Origin of the sequence: Pusillimonas sp. (genome assembly GCF_035515275.1) — a bacterium.
In the GTDB taxonomy this organism is placed as follows: Bacteria; Pseudomonadota; Gammaproteobacteria; order Burkholderiales; family Burkholderiaceae_B; genus Pusillimonas.
Genome location: NZ_DATJBQ010000151.1, coordinates 18551 through 37807, shown reverse-complemented (window position 1 = coordinate 37807; position 19257 = coordinate 18551). Strand labels below are relative to the sequence as shown.

20 protein-coding genes are annotated in these 19257 nt (G+C 58.2%); 8 read left to right on the top strand and 12 right to left on the bottom strand.

All coding sequences use genetic code 11. From position 1 onward, the window contains the following. Positions 1-33 precede the first annotated feature (33 nt). Together pal and ybgF are read left to right on the top strand one after the other, a co-directional pair. Positions 34-534: a peptidoglycan-associated lipoprotein Pal gene (gene pal / locus VL003_RS11280; RefSeq protein ID WP_325442516.1), complete on the top strand. Its 501-nt coding sequence runs from the start codon at positions 34-36 to the stop codon at positions 532-534. Between the two features lie 111 nt (positions 535-645). Next, positions 646-1335 carry a tol-pal system protein YbgF gene (ybgF, locus tag VL003_RS11275; RefSeq protein WP_325442514.1) on the top strand — a complete coding sequence of 230 codons (690 nt, stop codon included), beginning with the start codon at positions 646-648 and terminating at the stop codon, positions 1333-1335. Between the two features lie 46 nt (positions 1336-1381). Here ybgF and VL003_RS11270 read toward each other — a convergent pair whose 3' ends face one another. Together VL003_RS11270 and VL003_RS11265 are read right to left on the bottom strand one after the other, a co-directional pair. Continuing rightward, entirely contained in the window at positions 1382-3952 is a 2571-nt protein-coding gene (locus tag VL003_RS11270; RefSeq protein WP_325442512.1) for an EAL domain-containing protein, read from the bottom strand. Between the two features lie 171 nt (positions 3953-4123). Continuing rightward, positions 4124-4699, bottom strand: a complete 576-nt coding sequence (locus tag VL003_RS11265) for a copper chaperone PCu(A)C (RefSeq protein WP_325442510.1) — start codon at positions 4697-4699, stop codon at positions 4124-4126. 160 nt (positions 4700-4859) lie between these two features. On the opposite strand from VL003_RS11265, the gene VL003_RS11260 reads away from it, so the two are divergent. Both VL003_RS11260 and epsC read left to right on the top strand, forming a co-directional pair. Beyond that, on the top strand, positions 4860-6533 hold the full coding sequence (locus VL003_RS11260) for a methyl-accepting chemotaxis protein (RefSeq protein WP_325442508.1): 1674 nt from the start codon (positions 4860-4862) through the stop codon (positions 6531-6533). 75 nt (positions 6534-6608) lie between these two features. Then, entirely contained in the window at positions 6609-7532 is a 924-nt protein-coding gene (gene epsC / locus VL003_RS11255) for a serine O-acetyltransferase EpsC (protein ID WP_325442506.1), read from the top strand. A gap of 65 nt (positions 7533-7597) precedes the next feature. Here epsC and VL003_RS11250 read toward each other — a convergent pair whose 3' ends face one another. The 3 genes from VL003_RS11250 to VL003_RS11240 form a co-directional block, all read right to left on the bottom strand. Further along, entirely contained in the window at positions 7598-8350 is a 753-nt protein-coding gene (locus VL003_RS11250; protein ID WP_325442504.1) for a TorF family putative porin, read from the bottom strand. Positions 8351-8603: 253 nt separating this feature from the next. Continuing rightward, the gene (locus VL003_RS11245; protein WP_325442502.1) at positions 8604-9242 is read right to left on the bottom strand and encodes a class I SAM-dependent DNA methyltransferase; all 639 of its coding nucleotides are present in this window, start codon (positions 9240-9242) and stop codon (positions 8604-8606) included. An 11-nt stretch (positions 9243-9253) separates the two neighbouring features. Further along, on the bottom strand, positions 9254-9460 hold the full coding sequence (locus tag VL003_RS11240; protein ID WP_325442500.1) for a dodecin: 207 nt from the start codon (positions 9458-9460) through the stop codon (positions 9254-9256). 113 nt (positions 9461-9573) lie between these two features. Here VL003_RS11240 and purT point away from each other — a divergent pair, with 113 nt between their 5' ends. The 4 genes from purT (at position 9574) to VL003_RS11220 (ending at position 12857) form a co-directional block, all read left to right on the top strand. Beyond that, entirely contained in the window at positions 9574-10779 is a 1206-nt protein-coding gene (purT, locus tag VL003_RS11235; RefSeq protein WP_325442498.1) for a formate-dependent phosphoribosylglycinamide formyltransferase, read from the top strand. A 296-nt stretch (positions 10780-11075) separates the two neighbouring features. Then, entirely contained in the window at positions 11076-11621 is a 546-nt protein-coding gene (locus VL003_RS11230) for a cytochrome b (protein WP_325442496.1), read from the top strand. 44 nt (positions 11622-11665) lie between these two features. Beyond that, positions 11666-12238 (top strand): YceI family protein, encoded by a 573-nt coding sequence (locus tag VL003_RS11225; RefSeq protein ID WP_325442494.1) that lies wholly within the window; start codon positions 11666-11668, stop codon positions 12236-12238. Positions 12239-12287: 49 nt separating this feature from the next. Next, the gene (locus VL003_RS11220) at positions 12288-12857 is read left to right on the top strand and encodes a YceI family protein (RefSeq protein ID WP_325442492.1); all 570 of its coding nucleotides are present in this window, start codon (positions 12288-12290) and stop codon (positions 12855-12857) included. Positions 12858-12892: 35 nt separating this feature from the next. On the opposite strand, the gene VL003_RS11215 is transcribed toward VL003_RS11220, so the two are convergent. The 7 genes from VL003_RS11215 to VL003_RS11185 all read right to left on the bottom strand — a co-directional run bounded on the left by VL003_RS11215 (position 12893) and on the right by VL003_RS11185 (position 19249). Next, on the bottom strand, positions 12893-13117 hold the full coding sequence (locus tag VL003_RS11215; RefSeq protein ID WP_325442490.1) for a hypothetical protein: 225 nt from the start codon (positions 13115-13117) through the stop codon (positions 12893-12895). 179 nt (positions 13118-13296) lie between these two features. After that, complete coding sequence (locus VL003_RS11210) at positions 13297-14007, bottom strand: ABC transporter ATP-binding protein (protein ID WP_325442488.1); 711 nt, start codon at positions 14005-14007, stop codon at positions 13297-13299. Further along, positions 14000-14725, bottom strand: coding sequence for an ABC transporter ATP-binding protein (locus VL003_RS11205; RefSeq protein ID WP_325442486.1), 726 nt, complete (start codon positions 14723-14725; stop codon positions 14000-14002). Before VL003_RS11205 ends, VL003_RS11210 begins: the two co-directional genes overlap by 8 nt. Further along, a complete protein-coding gene (locus VL003_RS11200; RefSeq protein WP_325442484.1) occupies positions 14722-15675 on the bottom strand; it encodes a branched-chain amino acid ABC transporter permease in 954 nt (317 codons plus the stop codon). The genes VL003_RS11205 and VL003_RS11200 overlap by 4 nt, the downstream gene beginning before the upstream one ends. Next, on the bottom strand, positions 15672-16547 hold the full coding sequence (locus VL003_RS11195) for a branched-chain amino acid ABC transporter permease (RefSeq protein WP_325442482.1): 876 nt from the start codon (positions 16545-16547) through the stop codon (positions 15672-15674). Before VL003_RS11195 ends, VL003_RS11200 begins: the two co-directional genes overlap by 4 nt. Before the next feature lie 109 nt (positions 16548-16656). Next, positions 16657-17880, bottom strand: a complete 1224-nt coding sequence (locus VL003_RS11190; RefSeq protein ID WP_325442480.1) for an amino acid ABC transporter substrate-binding protein — start codon at positions 17878-17880, stop codon at positions 16657-16659. 127 nt (positions 17881-18007) lie between these two features. Then, positions 18008-19249 carry a Tm-1-like ATP-binding domain-containing protein gene (locus VL003_RS11185; protein WP_325442478.1) on the bottom strand — a complete coding sequence of 414 codons (1242 nt, stop codon included), beginning with the start codon at positions 19247-19249 and terminating at the stop codon, positions 18008-18010. Positions 19250-19257: the final 8 nt, after the last annotated feature.

Sequence of the window (19257 nt, the reverse complement as noted above, 5' to 3'; positions counted from 1 at the left end):
TTTTTTCGTGACTCTTTTCTAAAAGGAACTCAAATGAGATCGCGCATTGTAAAAAGCCTCAGCATTGCCGCATTTGCCGCCTCTTTGGCTGCGTGTAGCTCTGTGCCTCTCGATGAATCACAGAGCGGCAGTGGCGCCGGCATGGGCGGTGGCGCTGCCACCGGCCAAGTCATGGACCCCTTCAACCCACAAAGCCCACTGGCCCAGCAACGCTCGGTTTACTTCGAGTTTGACAGCTATGTGGTACCGGACCAATACCGCAACGTGGTCGAAATGCATTCTTCGTACCTGACCAGCAATAGTCAGCAGCGCATCGTCATCGAAGGCAACACAGATGCACGCGGCGGCGCCGAGTACAACCTGGCCCTGGGTCAGCGTCGTTCCGAGGCGGTTTCGCGCATGATGTCCCTGATGGGCGTACGTGCCGACCAGATCGAAACCATTAGCTTCGGTAAAGAGCGTCCCAAGGCTCACGGCACGACCGAAGCCGATTATGCTGAAAACCGACGTGCAGACATCGTCTATCGGCGTTAATCTTAGGGTTTGAGTCACTGCAACGCTGCGGCGGCTTTCCGTCGCAGCGTTTTCTTTTGTCAATTGTTTGTCCACGTAGCCTGCCGCACACCGCGGCACCGGAGCCTTTCGATGCGCAGATTCGTTCCCAGATCCCGTCCCTTGCTATCAGCATTTGCCCTGGTGTTCGCGTCGGTTTTCATGTTGCCGGCTCACGCATTCGCCGACGACGAAGCCCGCCGAGCCATCATCGACCTGCGTCAGCAAGTGCGCCAGATGCAAGAGCAAAACCAGCAGGCGCGGTTCATGCTTGCCAACCAGATAGAAGCCCTGCAACAAGAGCTGACCGACATACGCGGCCAGATGGAACGCATGCGCTTCGAGCTCGACATCAATAAGCGCTCGAGCGAGGACCAGTCAGGCGGCAGTTCGATTCAGGTCAGCAACCCGCAAGAGCAGGCCGCGTTCGACAACGCCATGGGCTTGTTTCGCAGCGGCAAATACAAAGAAGCGGCACAGGGCCTGAACGGGTTTCTTGGCAATTACCCGAACAGCCAGCTAGGTTCTGAGGCCAAGTTTTATTTGGGCAGCAGCCAATACGCCATCAAAGACTTCAAGGGCTCGATAAGCCGGCTGCAGCAGTTGGTTCAAGAGGCCCCCAGCGACCCGCGTGCCCCTGATGCCTTGCTTATCGTTGCCGCCAGCAAAATCGAGCTTAACGACATGGCCGGCGCAAAGGCCAGCCTGCAGCAAATCGTACGCGACTACCCGCAAAGCTCGGCCGCCGATACCGCCAAGAGCCGGCTCCAACTTTTACAATAATAAAGCGTTGCGGCCCGCCCGTCGGGCCGACCGCAACACGCACCGCTTAAAGCAAGGTGGTGCCCAGCAAGCCGTCGATTTCGGCGGCAGGCAACGGACGGCTAAACAAGTAGCCTTGCAAATGATCGCAGTTTTCGGCGCGCAAATACTGTAGCTGCTCGTCGGTTTCAACGCCTTCGGCGACGACCGTCAGCTTCAGGTTATGGGCCAGGTTGATAATGGCCCTGACAATGGCAGCGTGACTTTCGTCGTGGGTAATATCGTCGATGAACGACCGGTCGATTTTTAGCTCGTGTATGGGGAAGTTGCGCAGATAGCTCAGGCTTGAATAGCCGGTGCCGAAATCGTCGATGGACAACCGTATGCCCATGTCGTGCAAGGTTTGCAGCGTTTGCTTGGTGGTTTCAGGGTGCTCCATAAGAACGCTTTCGGTAATTTCAATTTCGAGCGCGTCTGCCGGACACCTAGCCTGCTGCAAGGCATTATGAACCACCGCGACAATACCGGGGTTCTTAAGCTGTCGGGCCGACATATTGACCGACACACGCAACTTGGGATCAGAACGGTCGCGCCAAGCCACGATCTGACGACAGGCTTGCTGCAGCACCCATTCGCCAATCGGAAGAATCATTCCAGTGTGTTCTGCAATGGGAATGAACTCTTCAGGAGGCACGAGGGTGCCATCGGAGCGCCCCCAACGCAGCAAGGCCTCGAGCCCCACCAGCTCGCCGGTTAGCGCGTGGATCTTGGGCTGGTAATGCAGTTGCAACTCGTTGTTTTCCAGGGCCACACGCAAAGCGTCGGCAATGTTTACGCGCCGGGCGTGCTGAGCATTGAGCTCAGGGGTATAAAACTGGGCATTGTTGCGGCCCGCTTCTTTGGCCTGACCCATGGCCGAATCAGCCTGCTTGAGCAAGGTGTCGCCATCGACGCCGTTATTGTTGTATAGGGCTATGCCTATGCTGGCACCAATATGAAACGACCTGCCCTTGTATACAAAGGGTTCGGCCAAGGCCTTAAGTATGCTTTGGGCTCTGGCGCTTGCCTCATGGTTACCGCTTAGGTTTTCAAGCACCACCACAAATTCGTCGCCGCCCAAACGGGCCACGGTATCGATGTCGCGGACCGAGCGAAGCAGTCGGCGAGCCGCTTCGGCCAGCATGGCGTCTCCGGCTGCGTGACCCTTGCTGTCGTTTACATGCTTGAAATTATCCAGATCGACATACATGACCGCCACCTGCCTGCTGGTGCGGCGGGCTTGAACCAGCGCTTTGGCAAGACGGTCTTGCAACAGCACCCGATTAAGCAGGCCGGTAAGCGAGTCGTGCCCGGCCATGTGCACAAGCTCTTGCTCCATGTGCTTGCGCGCCGAGATGTCTTCAAGAATGATGATCAGACCAATGTTCTTGCTGTCTTCGCGCAGGCAGGAAACCGTGACATTGGCCCAGATGACCTGGCCGTTCTTGTGCAAGTAGCGACGCTCTTTGCTGTAGCTCTCGAGACTGCCGTTAATGACACGATGAAACATCACGTGCATGTCGTCGCGGTCTTCGGCTTGCGTAAGTTGTTGAACACGCACGCCTTGAAGCTCGTCTTGTTCGTAACCCAGAATGTCGCACAGCTTTTTATTGGTTTTTGTGATGCGGCCTTCGGGATCGGCTTGCGCCATGCCCACAGCGGCCAGATCGAACGTAAGGCGGTAGCGCTCTTCGCTTTGTGCCAGCTGCGCTTCAACGCGCAGCTTCTCGGTGACGTCTTGTGCAGTAAGCAGCAACAAGGGCTTGCCCCGAAACTGGATGCGGCTGAGGTTGAATTCGAGCTTGATTCGCTGCGACTCACGCACCAGCGTTACCAACATATTCTTTTGCTCGTCGCCGCTCTCGAAGACGTCGTTGCATGCCTCGAGCAGCAAGCTGCTTTTAACCAACGACGATAATGGCAGGCCCTCGCCTGACATGTCGTCGGTTAATTGCAGCATCGAACGCATGGCGGGGTTCGTTGACAGCACGAAAAGGTTGGCGCTGACGACCATCAGGCCATTAGGCATGGCCGAAAAAATATTTTCCCCGTACTCTTTGTGTTCTCGGACCTCTTGGGTGTCGGCGTGAAAATAGGTATCAAGTGCCAAGCCGATATCGAAGTTCACAACCTTGGTCAATGCATCGCAGGTGCTCAGGAATTCTTGCGGTTCATGGCCCAGGACCTCCCAGAGCATGCGCTGCATTTCAGAAAGATACTTGCGGTAAGCCCCCAGATACCAGGTAGGCTCGAGCCCTATGTGTTGATGCACCAGCCCCACACGAAGCCGGTCATGTACGTACTCGGGGCCATAGTCGCCCGCAGTAAGGGTGTCGAAATACCGCCCTTGCACGTGCTTGAGACGTGCAAGCTGCCCTTCGCTTTCGAGCAGGCGCCTCATGGCTTCGAAGCGTTGCAAATGGTCGTAGAACGCGTCGGCAAAGCTGGCCGATCGGTTGCCCAACAGCTTATGGGCACGCACCAGCCGGATCTCGTCTTCGCGGGTGAGCTCTAGAAACTCTTTACGCAGGGAAATCGCGTTTTCGTCAAGGCCCAGATCTTGGGTCAGGGCTTGGATTTTTTTAGTCAGGTCCTTCATGATGCAACCTTGGACGGGCCTTGGAGTAAACCACCAACCTTGCCATCAGGAATGCTAAAGGCTTGAACGCAGCCTGATGGCATCATATTTAATAATATTTGTCATTAATTGTTCTGGATTATCTGTGCGTGTACTGGATATCGCATAGATAAGGATTACCCCTAGGCTGCCTTACCTGGCAACCGTGTTTGCCGGCTTGACCGCACACTGCGCCTCAGCCTTCTCGCCCGATGCGAAAAGAAACTGCAAGGGTATGGCGTCGCCCACCTTGATCTCGCCGGCTGGTTTTTCGAGCATGATGTGATAACCACCAGGTTTGAACTCGAGCTTTTCGTGAGCGGCGATTTCAACGCCGTTGACCGAGGACATGCGGCTCATGCCGTCGCTGTGCGTGGTTTGATGCAGCATGACCGCACCATACTTCGCCGAGGCAGCGCCGGCTAAAGTAACCGGCTTGTCGCCCTGATTGGCGGCAACAAAGTACCCTGCAGACGGAGCGGGCAGGGGTAAAAGGCGTATCCAGCAGTCGCTGATGACAACCGACTTTGAAAGCGGCATGGCCGCAATGGCGTGTTGGGAAGGCGCCGCAACCCCGCTTGCTTGGCCATGACCGTGTCCGCCGGCGCCGGAATGATGACCATGAGCCTGGGCAAGCTGTACCCCCGAAGCCGATGCATGCACGGTACCGGACAAGGCCATGGACGTCGCGCCAAGCAAGGTCAAGCCCGCCAAAATGACATGTTTCATATTCACTCCGAATGAAAAGTTTCGGGGTTGAGTGTACCGCGAACACCCGCCCCGAACGCGCGCGCGGCCTCACTCTCGATCATTTTCCATACCACTCTAAACTTATCCGTAAACAAGCCGTTCATCTCATTTCCAAGTACATAACTATGAAAAAGCAGCGATGCATTGGCTTAATGAGACAACGGTCCGCACCAGACTGGTCGGCGGGTTCCTGATAGTGGCGGCAATCGCTGCCGTGATCGGCGCGTTGGGCATACGCTCGACGCAGCAAATGAACGAAATGGCCCATCAGATGTACGAACGCGAGTTGCTGGGAGTGGCCATGGCCGCCGAAGCCAACCTGCACATCGTGGCGGCTGGACGCTCCTTGCGCAGCACGCTACTGGCGCCGGACGCTGATGTGCATGTAGCCGAGTACTACGCCATGGAATCCCGCTTCGACTCACTGACGTTCGAGCTCAAAAAGCTCGAAAGCATGTTCGATACCGAACGGGCCCTGAAGTCGGTTCAGGACGCCTTGACCGCGGTAGCGGCCTACGAGAAAGCCGCCAAATCGCTGGTTACTCAAAACCGGGCCGACCTGCCCAGCCCCGAAGAAGTGTCTGAGCGATTGTTCAATGAGGTTCGCTCGCTGAGCGACACCGCAGAAATCCTGGTCAGCCTGCTGACACTGGAAAAGCAAAACATTGCCCAGCAGTACGCCAAAGAAATTGCCGATATCTACCGGGTCACGCTGTACAGCATGATCGCCTTGACGTTGGGCGGCGCACTGCTGGCGCTCATACTGGGCTGGCTGATCACTCGCGGTCTGACGCGGCAGCTGGGCGGCGAGCCCCGAGAGGTCGCCGTGCTGGCCGGCACCATCGCGCAAGGCAAGCTGACCAGCCGCATCGACATCAGCAAGGCAGTCGAGGGCAGTGTGGTGCATGCCATGAGCCGGATGCAGGATTCGCTACGCCAGGTCGTGGCGTCGGTGCGGGCGAGCAGCGATCACATTGCTGCCGGCTCAAGCCAGATTGCAGCCGGAAACGCCGATCTGTCGCAACGCACTGAAGAACAAGCGGCCAATCTGACGCAGACGGCCGCAGCCATGGAAGAGCTTTCAAGCACTGTAAAAAACAACGCAGACGTTGCCCGCCAGGCCGCCGCCGTGGCCGCGTCGGCAAGCGACTCGGCAGGCAAAGGCGGCGAAGTGGTAAACGGCGTAGTGACCACGATGCGCGAGATCAACGCTTCGTCTCAAAAAGTAGTGGACATTATCAGCGTGATCGACTCGATCGCCTTCCAGACCAATATCCTGGCCCTGAACGCCGCAGTGGAAGCCGCCCGTGCAGGTGAGCAAGGGCGCGGGTTCGCCGTGGTGGCCAGCGAGGTACGCAGCCTGGCGCAAAAGTGCGCATCGGCCGCCCGGGACGTCAAGCAACTGATTGACGATAGCACTCAGAAGGTAGAAACAGGCAGTGAAATGGTCGATGCCGCCGGCGCCGCCATGTCGGAAATCGTTTCACAGGTTGCACGAGTGACCGAGCTGATCAACGAAATCAGCGCCGCGACCACCGAACAAACCTCTGGGCTGAACCAGATCAACGATGCGGTCAACCAGCTTAGCGACGTTACCCAGCAAAACGCCGCACTGGTCGAGGAGTCAGCCGCCGCAGCCGACAGCCTGCGCGATCAGGCCGATCGCCTGGTCGATGTCGTTGGTGTGTTCGATATAGGTCAGGACATCGACGAAGCGCACCCGGTGCTGCCGCCGGTGCATGCGCCCGAGGCCCCGTTGACCTCGGACCGGCCGGCCCTAGCCGTCGGCAAAGACGAATGGGACGAGTTCTGATACCTGGCCGATAGGACTGCTCGATTGGGTGGTAACATTTAAACCTGTCCACTCATTCCATCAAGTAGCATACCTATGGCCGTGTTCGACATCGACCCCATCGTCAAATCCTTGCATTCCATCCGGCAAGATTGGCGCGATTCGCAGAAGCGACCGCGCGAGCCGGACGGACGCGAGTTTCCTTCACGCGAGGCCGTGGCCCGTGCCATGGACGATCTGAAGGGCGCTTTGTTTCCCATGCGCTTGGGGCCCACCGACCTGCGCCACGAAAGCGAAGACTACTACGTAGGCTACACACTGGAATCTGCGCTGCATTCGCTGCTGAACCAAGCCCGGCTCGAGCTTCGATACCTCGCACGCCACGACGAAGACATTGGCGATGTCGCCATACAGGCACGTGCAGTCGAGTCCATTCGCCAGCTGGCCGCCTCGTTGCCGCAGATTCGCAGCCTGCTCGACAGTGACGCTCTGGCCGCCTACCATGGCGACCCGGCCGCCCGCACAGTCGACGAAGTACTGCTGTGCTACCCCGGCATGGAAGCCATGATCTACCACCGCATCGCGCACCAGCTATATAAGCAAGGGCTGCCCCTGCTGGCACGGGTGGCGTCCGAGCTGGCCCACAGCCAGACCGGCATTGATATTCATCCGGGCGCAGAAATCGGCGGCAGTTTTTTTATTGATCATGGCACGGGCGTGGTCATCGGCGAAACCACCATCATCGGCGAACGGGTGCGCATCTACCAAGCGGTAACGCTCGGCGCCAAGCGCTTTCCAACTGACGAGAACGGCTCGCTTCAAAAAGGTCTGCCCCGGCACCCCATCGTGGAAGACGACGTGGTCATTTACGCCGGCGCAACCATACTGGGCCGCGTCACCTTGGGACGCGGCTGCGTGATTGGCGGTAACGTATGGCTGACGCAAGACGTGGCCGCCGGCAGCTACGTGACCCAGGCCGACTGCACGCCGGGCCGACAAGAAACCTTGTCACGGCTCTAATGCTTTATAAAGACTACGCCACACGTTGGGGCCAAAAGCCGGCCAGAACGTGTGGCGGGCAACCGTCAGAAAGTCTGGGTCAGGGTCAGCATTCCGGCAGCGCGTCCAGTATAGCGTCCGCTACTATTGGTATACACAGTGCGATCCGCATTGGTGTCAATGTAGGTCAGTGCCGCAGTCAGGCCGCCCCAGCTTTTGCTTAGGCCCAACGACCAGTCGGTGTACGAGCCGTCATCAAGATTACGAACGCGCTGATAACCCGCGTGTCCATCCAGGCTCAGCCCCCACACCCCCGTCGGCACACTGGCGTTCAGTTCGTAGTATTGGCTGTTCTTGCTGTCGGGCACACCAAATAGATTCGTCAAGGCACGCGAGTACTTGAACGAAACCGGCCCGTACTTCAACCCTAGAAACAACTCGGTGGTGTGCGGGCGAGTGTAACCGCCCGGATAATCCCCTGGGTAGTAGTACTGCAGCACGCCGGTGTCGATGCCCAGGTCGTTCCACAAGGTCCCCGCGTAACCGGCGAAGAAATCCATTTCCAGGGGTGCAGACACGCCGGGGTCGGTATCGCCCAGCCAACTGATGCTGGAGTTCCAGTTGCCCGCGTAGAACCCGCTGGCATGCGTAATGCGGAATCCGCCCTGAACAGCAGGTTTGTTATTGGTCTGCATCAGCCCGCGATAGCGGTACTGGCTCGCCAACGAAACGTTGGCTTCAAAGTCAAAGGCAGACCCGGCGGATTCAGCGGCCGCCGCCCCGCCGACACAACCTGCCAGCGCTAAAGAAATTGCCGCTTTTTTTACGTTGGTTTTCATGCATGCTCCCTGCGTTTGGATGAATGAGGTGAATCGCTTCTTCATCATTCATTACGCAACATGCATGCCAGTTCTGCGGCGTCAGGGTCTTGTGTGCCTGCTTCTGCGAGCCAGGGCCAGGCATAAAAACTGAAACGGTCAATGTGCGCGGTTTTGGTGCTACGCCCCGAAAAGGTGCCAAATGCAAGGCGTGTCGTGTATACGATACGGCTGCGACAAGGTTGCGGATGGTAGGTTGGCGACGAGGCGCAAATTACCGGGGTGCGCCAACCTTGCGCCAAACGCTGGCCAGCCAGGGCTGCTGTTCTCGCGGCAGGCCTTGTGGCCGGTAGTAATGCTCGAGCATGTCAAAGCCGGCTTGCTCAAGCAAGCGCCGCCACGAGTCGAGGTCGTGATAAACACCATAGCGCGCTCCGTTCCAGCCCTCTTGATTGGCGCCTCGTGGATTGGAGCTGAACAGCACGCCTGACGGCTTCAGGGCAGCGTTAAGCTCAGACATGACCCGGGGCAAATGAGCACTGGGAACATGAAAAAGCGAGGCGTTGGCAAAGATGCCGTCGAAATGCTCGTCGGGAAGCTGCAGGGACAGGAAATCTTGGTGCCAGACTTCGCAACCCGTGGCTTCGCGCGCCATTGCGACAAACTCGTGAGAGCCATCGAGCCCGACGGCTTGATGCCCACGCTGCAAAAAGGCCGCCAAGTCGCGCCCCGGCCCGCAGCCGAAATCAAGTATGCGCCAAGGCGGCGACCCCTGAATGTGGCGCAAGAGCGCATCGATGTTCTGTTGAACGTCGTGGTGCTGGGTACCTGCACGAAAGCTGGCGGCGTTTCGATTGTAATCGTCCAGCGTGTGTTCAGTAATGTTGTTCGCCGGACGAAAATTTGACGTCATGGTTAAAGCGTTTACTCCATGGTGAAGCCGACTTTGATGGTGACCTGCCAATGCCCCACCTTGCCGTCGACCACGTGGCCGCGGGTTTCGACCACATTGAACCATTGAATATGGCGCACGGTTTCGCTGGCCTTGGCTATGGCGTTGGAGACGGCGTCTTCGATGCTGGTGGGCGATGAACCGGTGAGTTCGATTTGCTTATAAACATGACTGCTCATGGTTGGCTCCTTACACTGGTGTCGATCACAGGTTAAACCATGGTAATTCGTTTGCACGCTTGCCACAAGGCGTACAATTTCGATCTTTGGAACCGCTAGAAAATGAGCTTCGCATGACCACACTGGGCACCCCCCTTACCCCTGTCGCCACCCGCATCATGTTGCTGGGTTCCGGCGAGCTGGGCAAAGAAGTTTTAATCGCCCTGCAACGCCTGGGGGTTGAAACCATTGCAGTCGACCGCTATTCAAACTCGCCCGGCCAGCAGGTGGCGCATCATGCCCGCACCATCGACATGAGCGACCCGGCCCAGCTTCGAGCGCTGATTGAAGCCGAAAAGCCGCACTTGGTCGTGCCGGAAATTGAAGCCATCGCCACCTCCATGCTCGAAGAGCTCGAGGCGGCGGGCACGGTAAAGGTCATTCCCACCGCCCGTGCAGCCCGCCTGACCATGGACCGCGAAGGCATACGACGCTTGGCGGCTGAAACACTGGGGCTGCCTACCAGCCCTTATCGTTTCTGCGACTCGCTCGACCAATTGCGCGCGGCCATTGACGCAGGCATCGGCTACCCCTGCATTGTCAAACCGGTCATGAGCAGCTCGGGCAAAGGGCAAAGCCGCATCGACAATGCAGACGACATCGAAGCCGCCTGGAACTACGCCATGGCGGGCGGCCGCGTCAGCCATGGCCGCATCATTGTTGAAGGCTTTATCGACTTCGATTATGAAATCACCCTGCTTACCGTAAGGGCGAAGGATGCCGGCGGGTCGGTACAGACCCACTTTTGCGAACCCATCGGCCACCGCCAGGAAGCGGGCGACTATGTAGAAAGCTGGCAGCCTCAACCCATGGCCGATGCAGCATTGACCAATGCCCGCGACGTGGCTCAAAAAATCACTCAAAACCTGGGCGGGCTGGGCGTGTTCGGGGTAGAACTGTTCGTCAAGGGCGACCAAGTATGGTTCAGCGAAGTGAGTCCGCGTCCCCATGACACAGGGCTGGTCACGCTTATCAGCCAATGGCAAAGCGAGTTCGAGCTGCACGCCCGGGCCATTTTGGGCTTGCCGGTTGATACCCGCCTTCGTAACCCGGGGGCCAGTGCGGTTATATATGGCGGCGTCGATGCCAGGCAAGTGCGCTTCGAGGGCGTGGACGAAGCACTCAGTGTTCCGCAATCCGACCTACGCTTGTTCGGCAAGCCTGAAAGCTTCGTGAAACGGCGCATGGGGGTGGCTGTGGCCTACGACGACAACATCGACGCCGCGCGTCAGCGGGCACGTACGGTGGCATCGCACATCAAGGTCAAGGCTGCCGATTAGCCAACACCAGCCTGCACGGGACCCAGTATCGGCGGTTCCTTTCCCTAAAGCCGGTGGGTACGCGCCCCTTGCCTGCTGGCGTCCTCTACTCGCATAACCCAAGGCAGCTTACTGCCCGCGCTCTGCCCGCCGACACGTCCGCAACAGAGCCAGACTGTTCCATTTTTGGAACTAAAAAGCCCAATCGATGGGCTTAATTTAATAAATCACAACCAATAGAATGTTACCAAGCCTCGAGCGAAAACCGTTACACGCTCGATCACCCGCTCGCTCGCCATTCAACCACCGAGGCACCCATGAATACCCCTCCGCGCTACACACAAACAGCAATATTTCTGCACTGGCTGGTCGCCTTGGGTTTGGCGGGCACTTTTGCACTTGGCTTTTACATGCACGACCTTCCGTTGTCGCCCGACAAGCTCAAGTTTTATTCCTGGCACAAGTGGGCCGGAATCAGCCTGCTGGCGCTGGCGGTGGTGCGCCTGGCCTGGCGCCTTTCCCACCCTGCGCCCAAGTTGCCTTCTTCGATGGGCCCCATGGCCCAAAGGGCGGCGCATGCAGGCCATGGGTTGCTTTATGTACTGATGCTGGCCATACCCATTAGCGGCTGGTTGATGAGTTCGGCACAAGGGTTCCAGACGGTTTGGTTCGGCGTCGTGCCGCTGCCCGACCTGGTGTCCAGAAACGCCGAGCTTGGCCAGTGGCTAAAGGATGCACACGTGGTAATGAACTACACCTTGCTGGTGGTGGTGGTTGGACACGTGGGCGCAGCCCTGCAGCATCACTTTATTAAAAAAGACACCGTGTTGACACGCATGTTGCCCTTCGCAGGCAAGGCCTGAGCCCCGCCAGCCCTGAACCGAAAAATCTATAGACCGGAGTAACCATGAAACGCAAAGCCATACACTCTATTGCCCTGGCCGCTGCACTTGGCCTGGGCATGCTGGGTGGCGCCACCGCCGCCCAATACACCTCGCTTGACGCAGCGAACAGCCGCATCTCGTTCGGCTACAGCCAGATGAACGTCAGCATGGAGGGCGGCTTCGGGCAGATCAAGGCCACTGAATTCAATTTCGACCCGGCCAACCCCGAGACAGCAAAGGTGGCGCTCGAGATTCCTTTGTCGAGCATTGATGCCGGCTACGCTGAAGCCAACGCCGAGCTTGAAAAAGAAGAATGGTTGAACCTGGGCACCCACCCGCTGGCGAGCTTTCAATCGACCAAAGTTGAAGCGCTGGGCGACAACCGGTACCAGGTGACCGGCAACCTTTCCGTTAAAGGCAACAGCAAGATGGTGACGGCGCCCTTCGTTTTTACCGAGAAAGGTGACTCGGGCGCCTTCGAGGGCGAATTTACTTTTCAGCGTGCCGACTTCGGCATCGGGGACGGCCCATGGCGCGACTTCAGCATCGTAGCCAACGATATCAAGATTAAGTTCCGCGTTATTGCAACGCGCTAGATTGTTCTTCTCAGGCTTTTTAAATTTACCTTACCACACTGGAAACACCATGAAAAAAACACTTATCGCCGCAGCTTTTGCCACCTTCTTTGCCGGTCAGGCACTGGCCGCCCCCCAGACCTACGTATTGGACCAGTCGCATACCTTCCCCCGCTTCTCGTATGACCACATGGGCTTGTCCAAGCAGATTCTGCGCTTTAATAAGACAAGCGGAACGGTAATGCTGGATAAAGCAGCCAAACAAGCCAAGGTGGATGTCACGATCGACATGACCTCGATCGACACCGGCTTTGACTTGTTCAACGAACACATTCAGGCAGCCGATTTTCTGGACACCGCGCAGTTTCCGACCGCCACCTACAAATCGACCAAGGTTGTGTTTGAAGGCGACAAGCCCGTCAGCATTGAAGGCGACCTGACCATTAAAGGCATCACCAAGCCGGTGACCCTAGACGTGACCTCGTTCTTCAATGGGCCCCATCCGATGATGAAGAAAGACACGGTCGGCGCCAACGCAACCGCTGTTATTAAGCGCAGCGAATTCAATGCCGGCAAATTTGCACCCGGTGTGGGCGACGAGATAACGCTGGATATCGCGCTAGAAGCGATCGTCGAGTAAGGCTCGAGACCGCCTGAAGCAGCGTTGGGTATGGGTTAAACGCGCGCGCCCCGGTGGTCGCGTTGCATGCCCTGCCCAACCAGGAACACCGCGGTTCCAACGGCCAATGGCGCCCAGCCCGGCGAAATAAAAAACGCCAGAACCGCCAGTACGATGGCAACAAGCCCCGAAAACCGAGCCGCATTGTTATGCTGGCCCATAATGGCCCCAATAGACAGGCCAATAAGTATGACCGCCAGAAGGTTGTAGACGTATTGCATGGATGCCCCCTGCTTTGTTTATTGATTTGATCCGATAAGACGCGCCGCTGTTTTGTAGGTGCGACCGCGCCGCCGCCTTGGACAAGGCCGCGCAAGTGTAGCACCGGCAGGCCCGGAAGGCCATGCGCAGCGCGCCACACGGCGCGACCCTGCAATTTTCAACATTGCACTTAGCCGTGTCAGACAGCCCCCAAATAAGCCCTTTGCACGGCAGGGTCTTCGCGCAATTGCGCTGCCGTACCTTCGCCGACAATACGACCGGTTTCAATAAGGTAGCCGCGATCGGCAATGGCAAGGCTAAGGTTGGCGTTTTGTTCGACCATTAATATGCCCATGCCCAATTTACGCACCTGCTCGATGGCGCGAAACAGCTCTTGGCACATAAGTGGCGACAAACCCAGCGAGGGCTCGTCGAGCAGCAACACCTTGGGCGCCGACATGATGGCGCGCCCTACCGCCACCATTTGCTGTTCGCCGCCGCTCATGGTGCCCACACGCTGGCCCAGACGCTCGCCCAAGCGAGGGAAAAGCTCGATGACATGGGCCAGATTCTGCTCTTCGAGGTTGCGGGCGTGCTTGTTAAGCGCACCCAGCTTGAGATTGTCACGCACGGTCAGGTCAACAAACACCCCGCGCCCTTCGGGCACCAGCGCCAGACCATGCTCGACCAGCCGATGCGGCGGCAAGGCCAGCAGGTCGACCTGTTCGAGTTGCGCCCGCCCCCCCGGCAAGGGTTTGACCATGCCGCCCAGCGCCTTCAACATCGAAGACTTGCCGGCTCCGTTTGCCCCCAGAATAACGACCATCTCGCCTTTATCGACCCGCAGCGCGACATTATCGAGCGCCTGGTGTTTGCCGTAGCGAACCGACAGTTGGCTGACTTCAAGCATAAGGCACCCCAAGATAAGCAGAAATGACGTCCTGTTGGGACAACACTTGTTCGGTGGGGCCTTCGGCCAGTTTGGCGCCTGCCAGCATGACGACGCAGCGATCACACAAGGCACGCACCGCATCCATGACATGTTCGACCAAAATGATGGTAAGCCCCGAAGCCCGCAAACTACGGATGAGTTCGATGCCCACTTGCAATTCGGTAGGGTTGAGCCCCGCCAGCCATTCGTCCAGTAACAGCAGCCTGGGCTTGAGCGCCAGCGCACGCGCCAGTTCGAGCCGTTTCTGATCGATGTAGGTCATGTCGCCGGCAGGGGTGTCAGCAAGGTAGCGCAGGCCGACCAGCTCGAGCAGCTGCAACGCTTCTTTTTGGGCTGCCTGGCCAAAACTGTGGTCGCGGCGAAAGGCCATGCCGGCCTGCACGTTTTCAGAGCAGGTCATGCCGCCCAACACCCGCACCAGTTGAAAGGTACGGGCGACACCCAAACGCGCAATTTTGTACGAAGGCAGGCCGACAAGCTGATCGGCCCCTAATAGGACACTGCCTGAATCGGCCCGCAAGGCGCCCGAAATAAGGTTCATGGCCGTGGTCTTGCCCGAACCGTTGGGGCCAAGCAGCCCCATGACTTCGCCCTGCGCAACCTGGAAACTGAGGCCGTCGACGGCGCGCAAGCCACCGAACGATTTACGCAGGTTCTGGACTTTGAGCAGTGTCATACAGGAGCCTCTTGCTTCTTTTCGCCACGACGGGGCCGCAGCCACTTGCGCAAGGCCTCGACGACCCCATTGGGTACGAGATACACAATGACCAGGAAGGCCGTGCCCAGCAGGATGGAGAAATGATTGGGGAACCTGGCCGACAATACCTCGAACAAAGCGGTAAGCGGTATGACCCCCGCCAATGGCCCAAGCAAATGACCCACGCCACCCAGCAGGGACATGATCAGCACCTGGAACGACACAATGGGGTTGAACACAATGGTCGGGTCGATGTAGGTCCAGCGAGGCGCCATGACGGCACCCACCAGGGTCATGAACGTGGAGCTGATGACGAACAGCATGACCTTGGCCCGGGTGGTGTTGATGCCCAGGTGGCGGGCCACGAGTTCGTCTTCGCCGATGACGCGCAAGGCCAGGCCCAGGCGCGAGCGTTTGATCAGCCAGCCCGTAAACAGGGCCAGCGCCAGCAGCACCAGCAACTGCCAATAGATTTGACGCTGGGTGATGTCAAGAAAGATATACCGCCCGATGACGCGCGTGATATTGACCTCGTACCAGGTGACCAGCTGACGTATGAGCTCGGCCAGACCAAAGGTAAAAATAACAAAATGCACGCCCGACAATCGCAAGGTAGACAAGCCCACAATAAGCGCCAGCACGACACCAATGACACCGGCCACACCCAGCACGGCCGCCCAGGGCAAGGCTTCGGAGAGCACCGCCACGGTATAAGCGCCAATGCCGAAGAAAGCGGTGGTGGCCAGTGAAATATAGCGTGTCGGGCCCGAAAACAAGGTCCAGGCGGTGGCCAGAACCCCGTATTGCAAGACGTTGATGGTGTAGGCGATGAAGTAATCGCTTTGCACGAAGAAGGGCAAGGCGGCCACCACCAGCAGGGTCAACGACACCAGGACAAAACCGGCGGATGCAAGGTTGGCGGGTTTCATCGTGTGGCCCTCCCGAAAATACCTTGGGGCCGAATCAGCAGCACCAACAGGAAGATGGAAAACGTGGCGGCCATGGTTAACCCAGGGTCGACAAAACGCGCCACCAGGGTTTCAACGATGCCCAGCAACATGCCTGCGATGAGGCAGCCCAGCAAATTACCCACGCCCCCCATAATGACAATGACCAGGGCCTTCATGGTAAAGGCCACCCCCATCGAGGCGCTGAAGCTGAGGAACATGCTGATAAGCACACCTGCACCGGCCACCAGCGCACCGCCTAGGGCAAAGGCAAAGGCCGCCATGGCGCGCGGGTTGATGCCGACCAGATGCGCGAATTGCGGCGCATTGGCCATGGCGCGCAGCGCTGCGCCCCAACGCGAACGCACCAGCACAAAATACACCAGCAACCCGATGATCACAGCCGTAGCGGCGGCCAGCAGACGGTTCGCGGCAACCGTGGCACCCAGAACGTGCACGGGTACAGTAAGAAAATCGTAGCTGTAGTATTCGCCCCCGAAAATCACCAGAATGATGCCCTGCACGACAAACAAAATGCCGAAGGTGGCCAGAATACTGTCGACTTCAAGTGCGCCGGCATTGGGCGAACGCTTGACCAGCGGCGTAAGCAATATTTGGTACACCAGCCACTGCAGCACAAACCCAATGGGCAGCGCAATGGCCAGCGCGTACAGGGGATGCACCCCTTGGCTGGTAACCAGCCAGTACGACAGAAACGCTGCGCCCACCATGAACTCGCCATGCGAAAGGTTCATGATGCGGGCCACCCCATACTGCAGGGTTAGCCCCATGGCGATAAGCGCGTACAGCCCGCCCAAGGTCAGGGCAGACAACGTCAGCTCAACAACAAGCATGCTTTTCCCCTGTTGAAGCAATTGGGGCACCGCCCACCTGCTTCAGCCACAACGAATCAGCCTTCGTTCAACGACGTGGGCTGTTGGACGAAGGCTCTGGACAGAAGAGTTATTTCCAGGCGGGTTTGGGAATGATGGCGGGCTGGGCGCCTTCGTGGTCTTTGGGCCCGATGCCTTGGAAGACACCGTTTTGCCATTGGCCGACCAAGAACAGCCCCTTGAGCTGATTATTCTCGAGTTTGACCGGCCCCACAACCGTGTCGAACGTGCCCGACTGGAGTTCTTTGGTGATGGCCTCGCGATCGATCTTGCCTACACGCTCGATGGCTTGTTGCAACATTTGCAGACCGGCGTAATTAGCCTGGCTACCCCAGTAGTCGGCGTCTCGACCAGTGATCTCTTTGTGACGGGCGCGGTAGTCTTTGACCAGCTTCGAGTTGCCGTCGATACCGCCCAGGCTCATTTGGCCTTCGATGGCTTCGGCGCCATACTTGCCCAGGAAGAACGGAAACTGCGTGCCCACACCTGTGTAGAACACTTTGGGGTTCAGGCCGGTGACGCGAGCCTGATCGGTAATAAGAACGGTGTCGGGCGGATACGACCAGGCAACGAAGGTGTCGGCACCCGAGCTTTTGACCTCGTTGAGCAAGGATGAAAGGTCGGCGGTGCCGACGGGGTAGGTTTTATCGATGACCAGGTTGAAGCCGTGCTCTTTGGCTGCCTTGCGGGCGGCTGCCGAGTTGTCGACCCCAAACCCGTCTGCGACGGAGATCATGGCGATTTTGTCGTTGATTTTGCCGTCTTTGCGAGCAGCATCGAGCACTTGCATGAGGGTTTCAGCATAGGCGGTGGCATTACCCAGCAGGAAGAACTGGGTGGGCCAGCGCTTTGCAAACTGATCGGCCTTGTCGGTAAGGTTGGTGCCACTGATCTGCGGGTAGCCGTGCTTCATGAACAACGGAGCTACTGCCAGGTTGGTGGCAGTGCCCCAGGGTGGAAGCACCAGATCGACCTTGTCCTGAGTGATAAGACGCTCGACCGCGCGTACCGCCTCTTCGGTGCTGGAGCGGTCGTCGTATTGGATGACTTCGATGGGCACGCGCTTGCCGTAGGCGCTAAGCATCAGGCCGCCGGCATCGTTGACCTCTTTTACCCACATCTCGTAGTTCGGCCGCACGGTCGTGTCGGCACCGGGGGCGTTAGGGCCGCTTTTGGCCAGGGCATAGCCGATACGAATGACATCGGGCGCCTTTTCGGCAAAAGACGGTGCAGCCAGCCCGACCGAGAGGCCAAGCGTAACCGCCAGAGTGGAAGTCCATTTGGAAAGCGTCATACAGTTAGTCTCCGTTGTTTTTCAGGGCGCTAGATTTATATAAACATGCCGAATTCCGCCCCTGGCTTTGGGCATGCTGATGATGCAACAGGGTTCCAATTGCTTGAACCCCTGCAACGCATTAACCCTAAGCCTGGCTGGTAGCGGCCTGGCGCTGGGCGATAAGCTTGAGTACCTCGTCGACCAGCGCATCTGCGAACTGCTCGTCATTCAAGTGACAGTTGAAATTTGCCACATTTACAAATGGCGGCATATTAGACTTAACCCCATCATAAAAAACCGGGCATAGCGAAGGGTCATGCAGGTGCCCTTCGGGGCTGTCGTGGTTCGAAAACCCTTTTAGCGGCACCAGTACCGAAACGGGCCCCTGGGCCTCGGCAACCAGGCCGGCCAAGTGCCTGGCCAGCTTATCAAGCTCTTCGGCCTCGGTGCGCACGGCGGTCAAGGCAGCGTTATGCAGGTGATAACGCTTGCCCGGAAACTGCTGACGCGCCATTTCGATGGGCCCGGACACCATGAAATCGGCATTGCCGGGGGCAAATACCACCGGCACCCCTTTTTTAAGGGCCGCCTTCGAGCGGTCAGGGCCGGCGCTGGTAATGCCGTTGTTCAGAAAGTCGTTGTGCTCATTGAGCGAGGTTTCGATCACCGCCGCCACATCGCGCTCGGACACGAATTCGTCCAGCGCCATTCCGCCGGTTCCCAGGGTGTGGAACACCAGCACTTCGTAGCCTTTTTCTTCGAGCTTTTTTCGCACCCGTACCGTGCAACGGTCGATGGTGCCCAAGGTACCCATGGCAATAACAGGCCGGGGTTCACGCTGATAGGGGGCGTACTCTTTGGCCATGGCCGCCACCGCTATGGCCGCGTTGCGGAATACCGCCCTGGTGATGGTGTTGAGGCCGGCAATATCGGTAATGGGGTTGAACATGGTGATGTCTTTTGCCCCGACGAACGGCCGCGTAAAACCCGACGCCATGGTCGACACCAATACCTTGGGCATGCCATAAGGAAAGGTCTTCATGACGGCACCGCCCAGCGTGCTGCCCATGGAGCCGCCCAGCGCTATGATGCCGCCCAGAGGCGTACGCTGGTGCAGCTCGTGTGCAACCTTGACGGCGCCTTCGATCATGACCGCCTGGCATTTGCCCTCGTGACGCAGGTCGCGAACCTGGTGCAGCGTCATGCCCCCGGCGGCGGCCACTTGCTCGGGCGGAATCTCGGCAAGGGGCTCGACGACGCTGCGGATGCTTGGATCCATGTGTATGACGTCAACGCCGTGTTGTTCGAGCGCCTCGCGCACATACCGGGCCTCGACTTCTTTGGTGTCTTTGGTACAAATCAAAAGCACCTTTGGTTTGTTCTGCATGTTTTGTC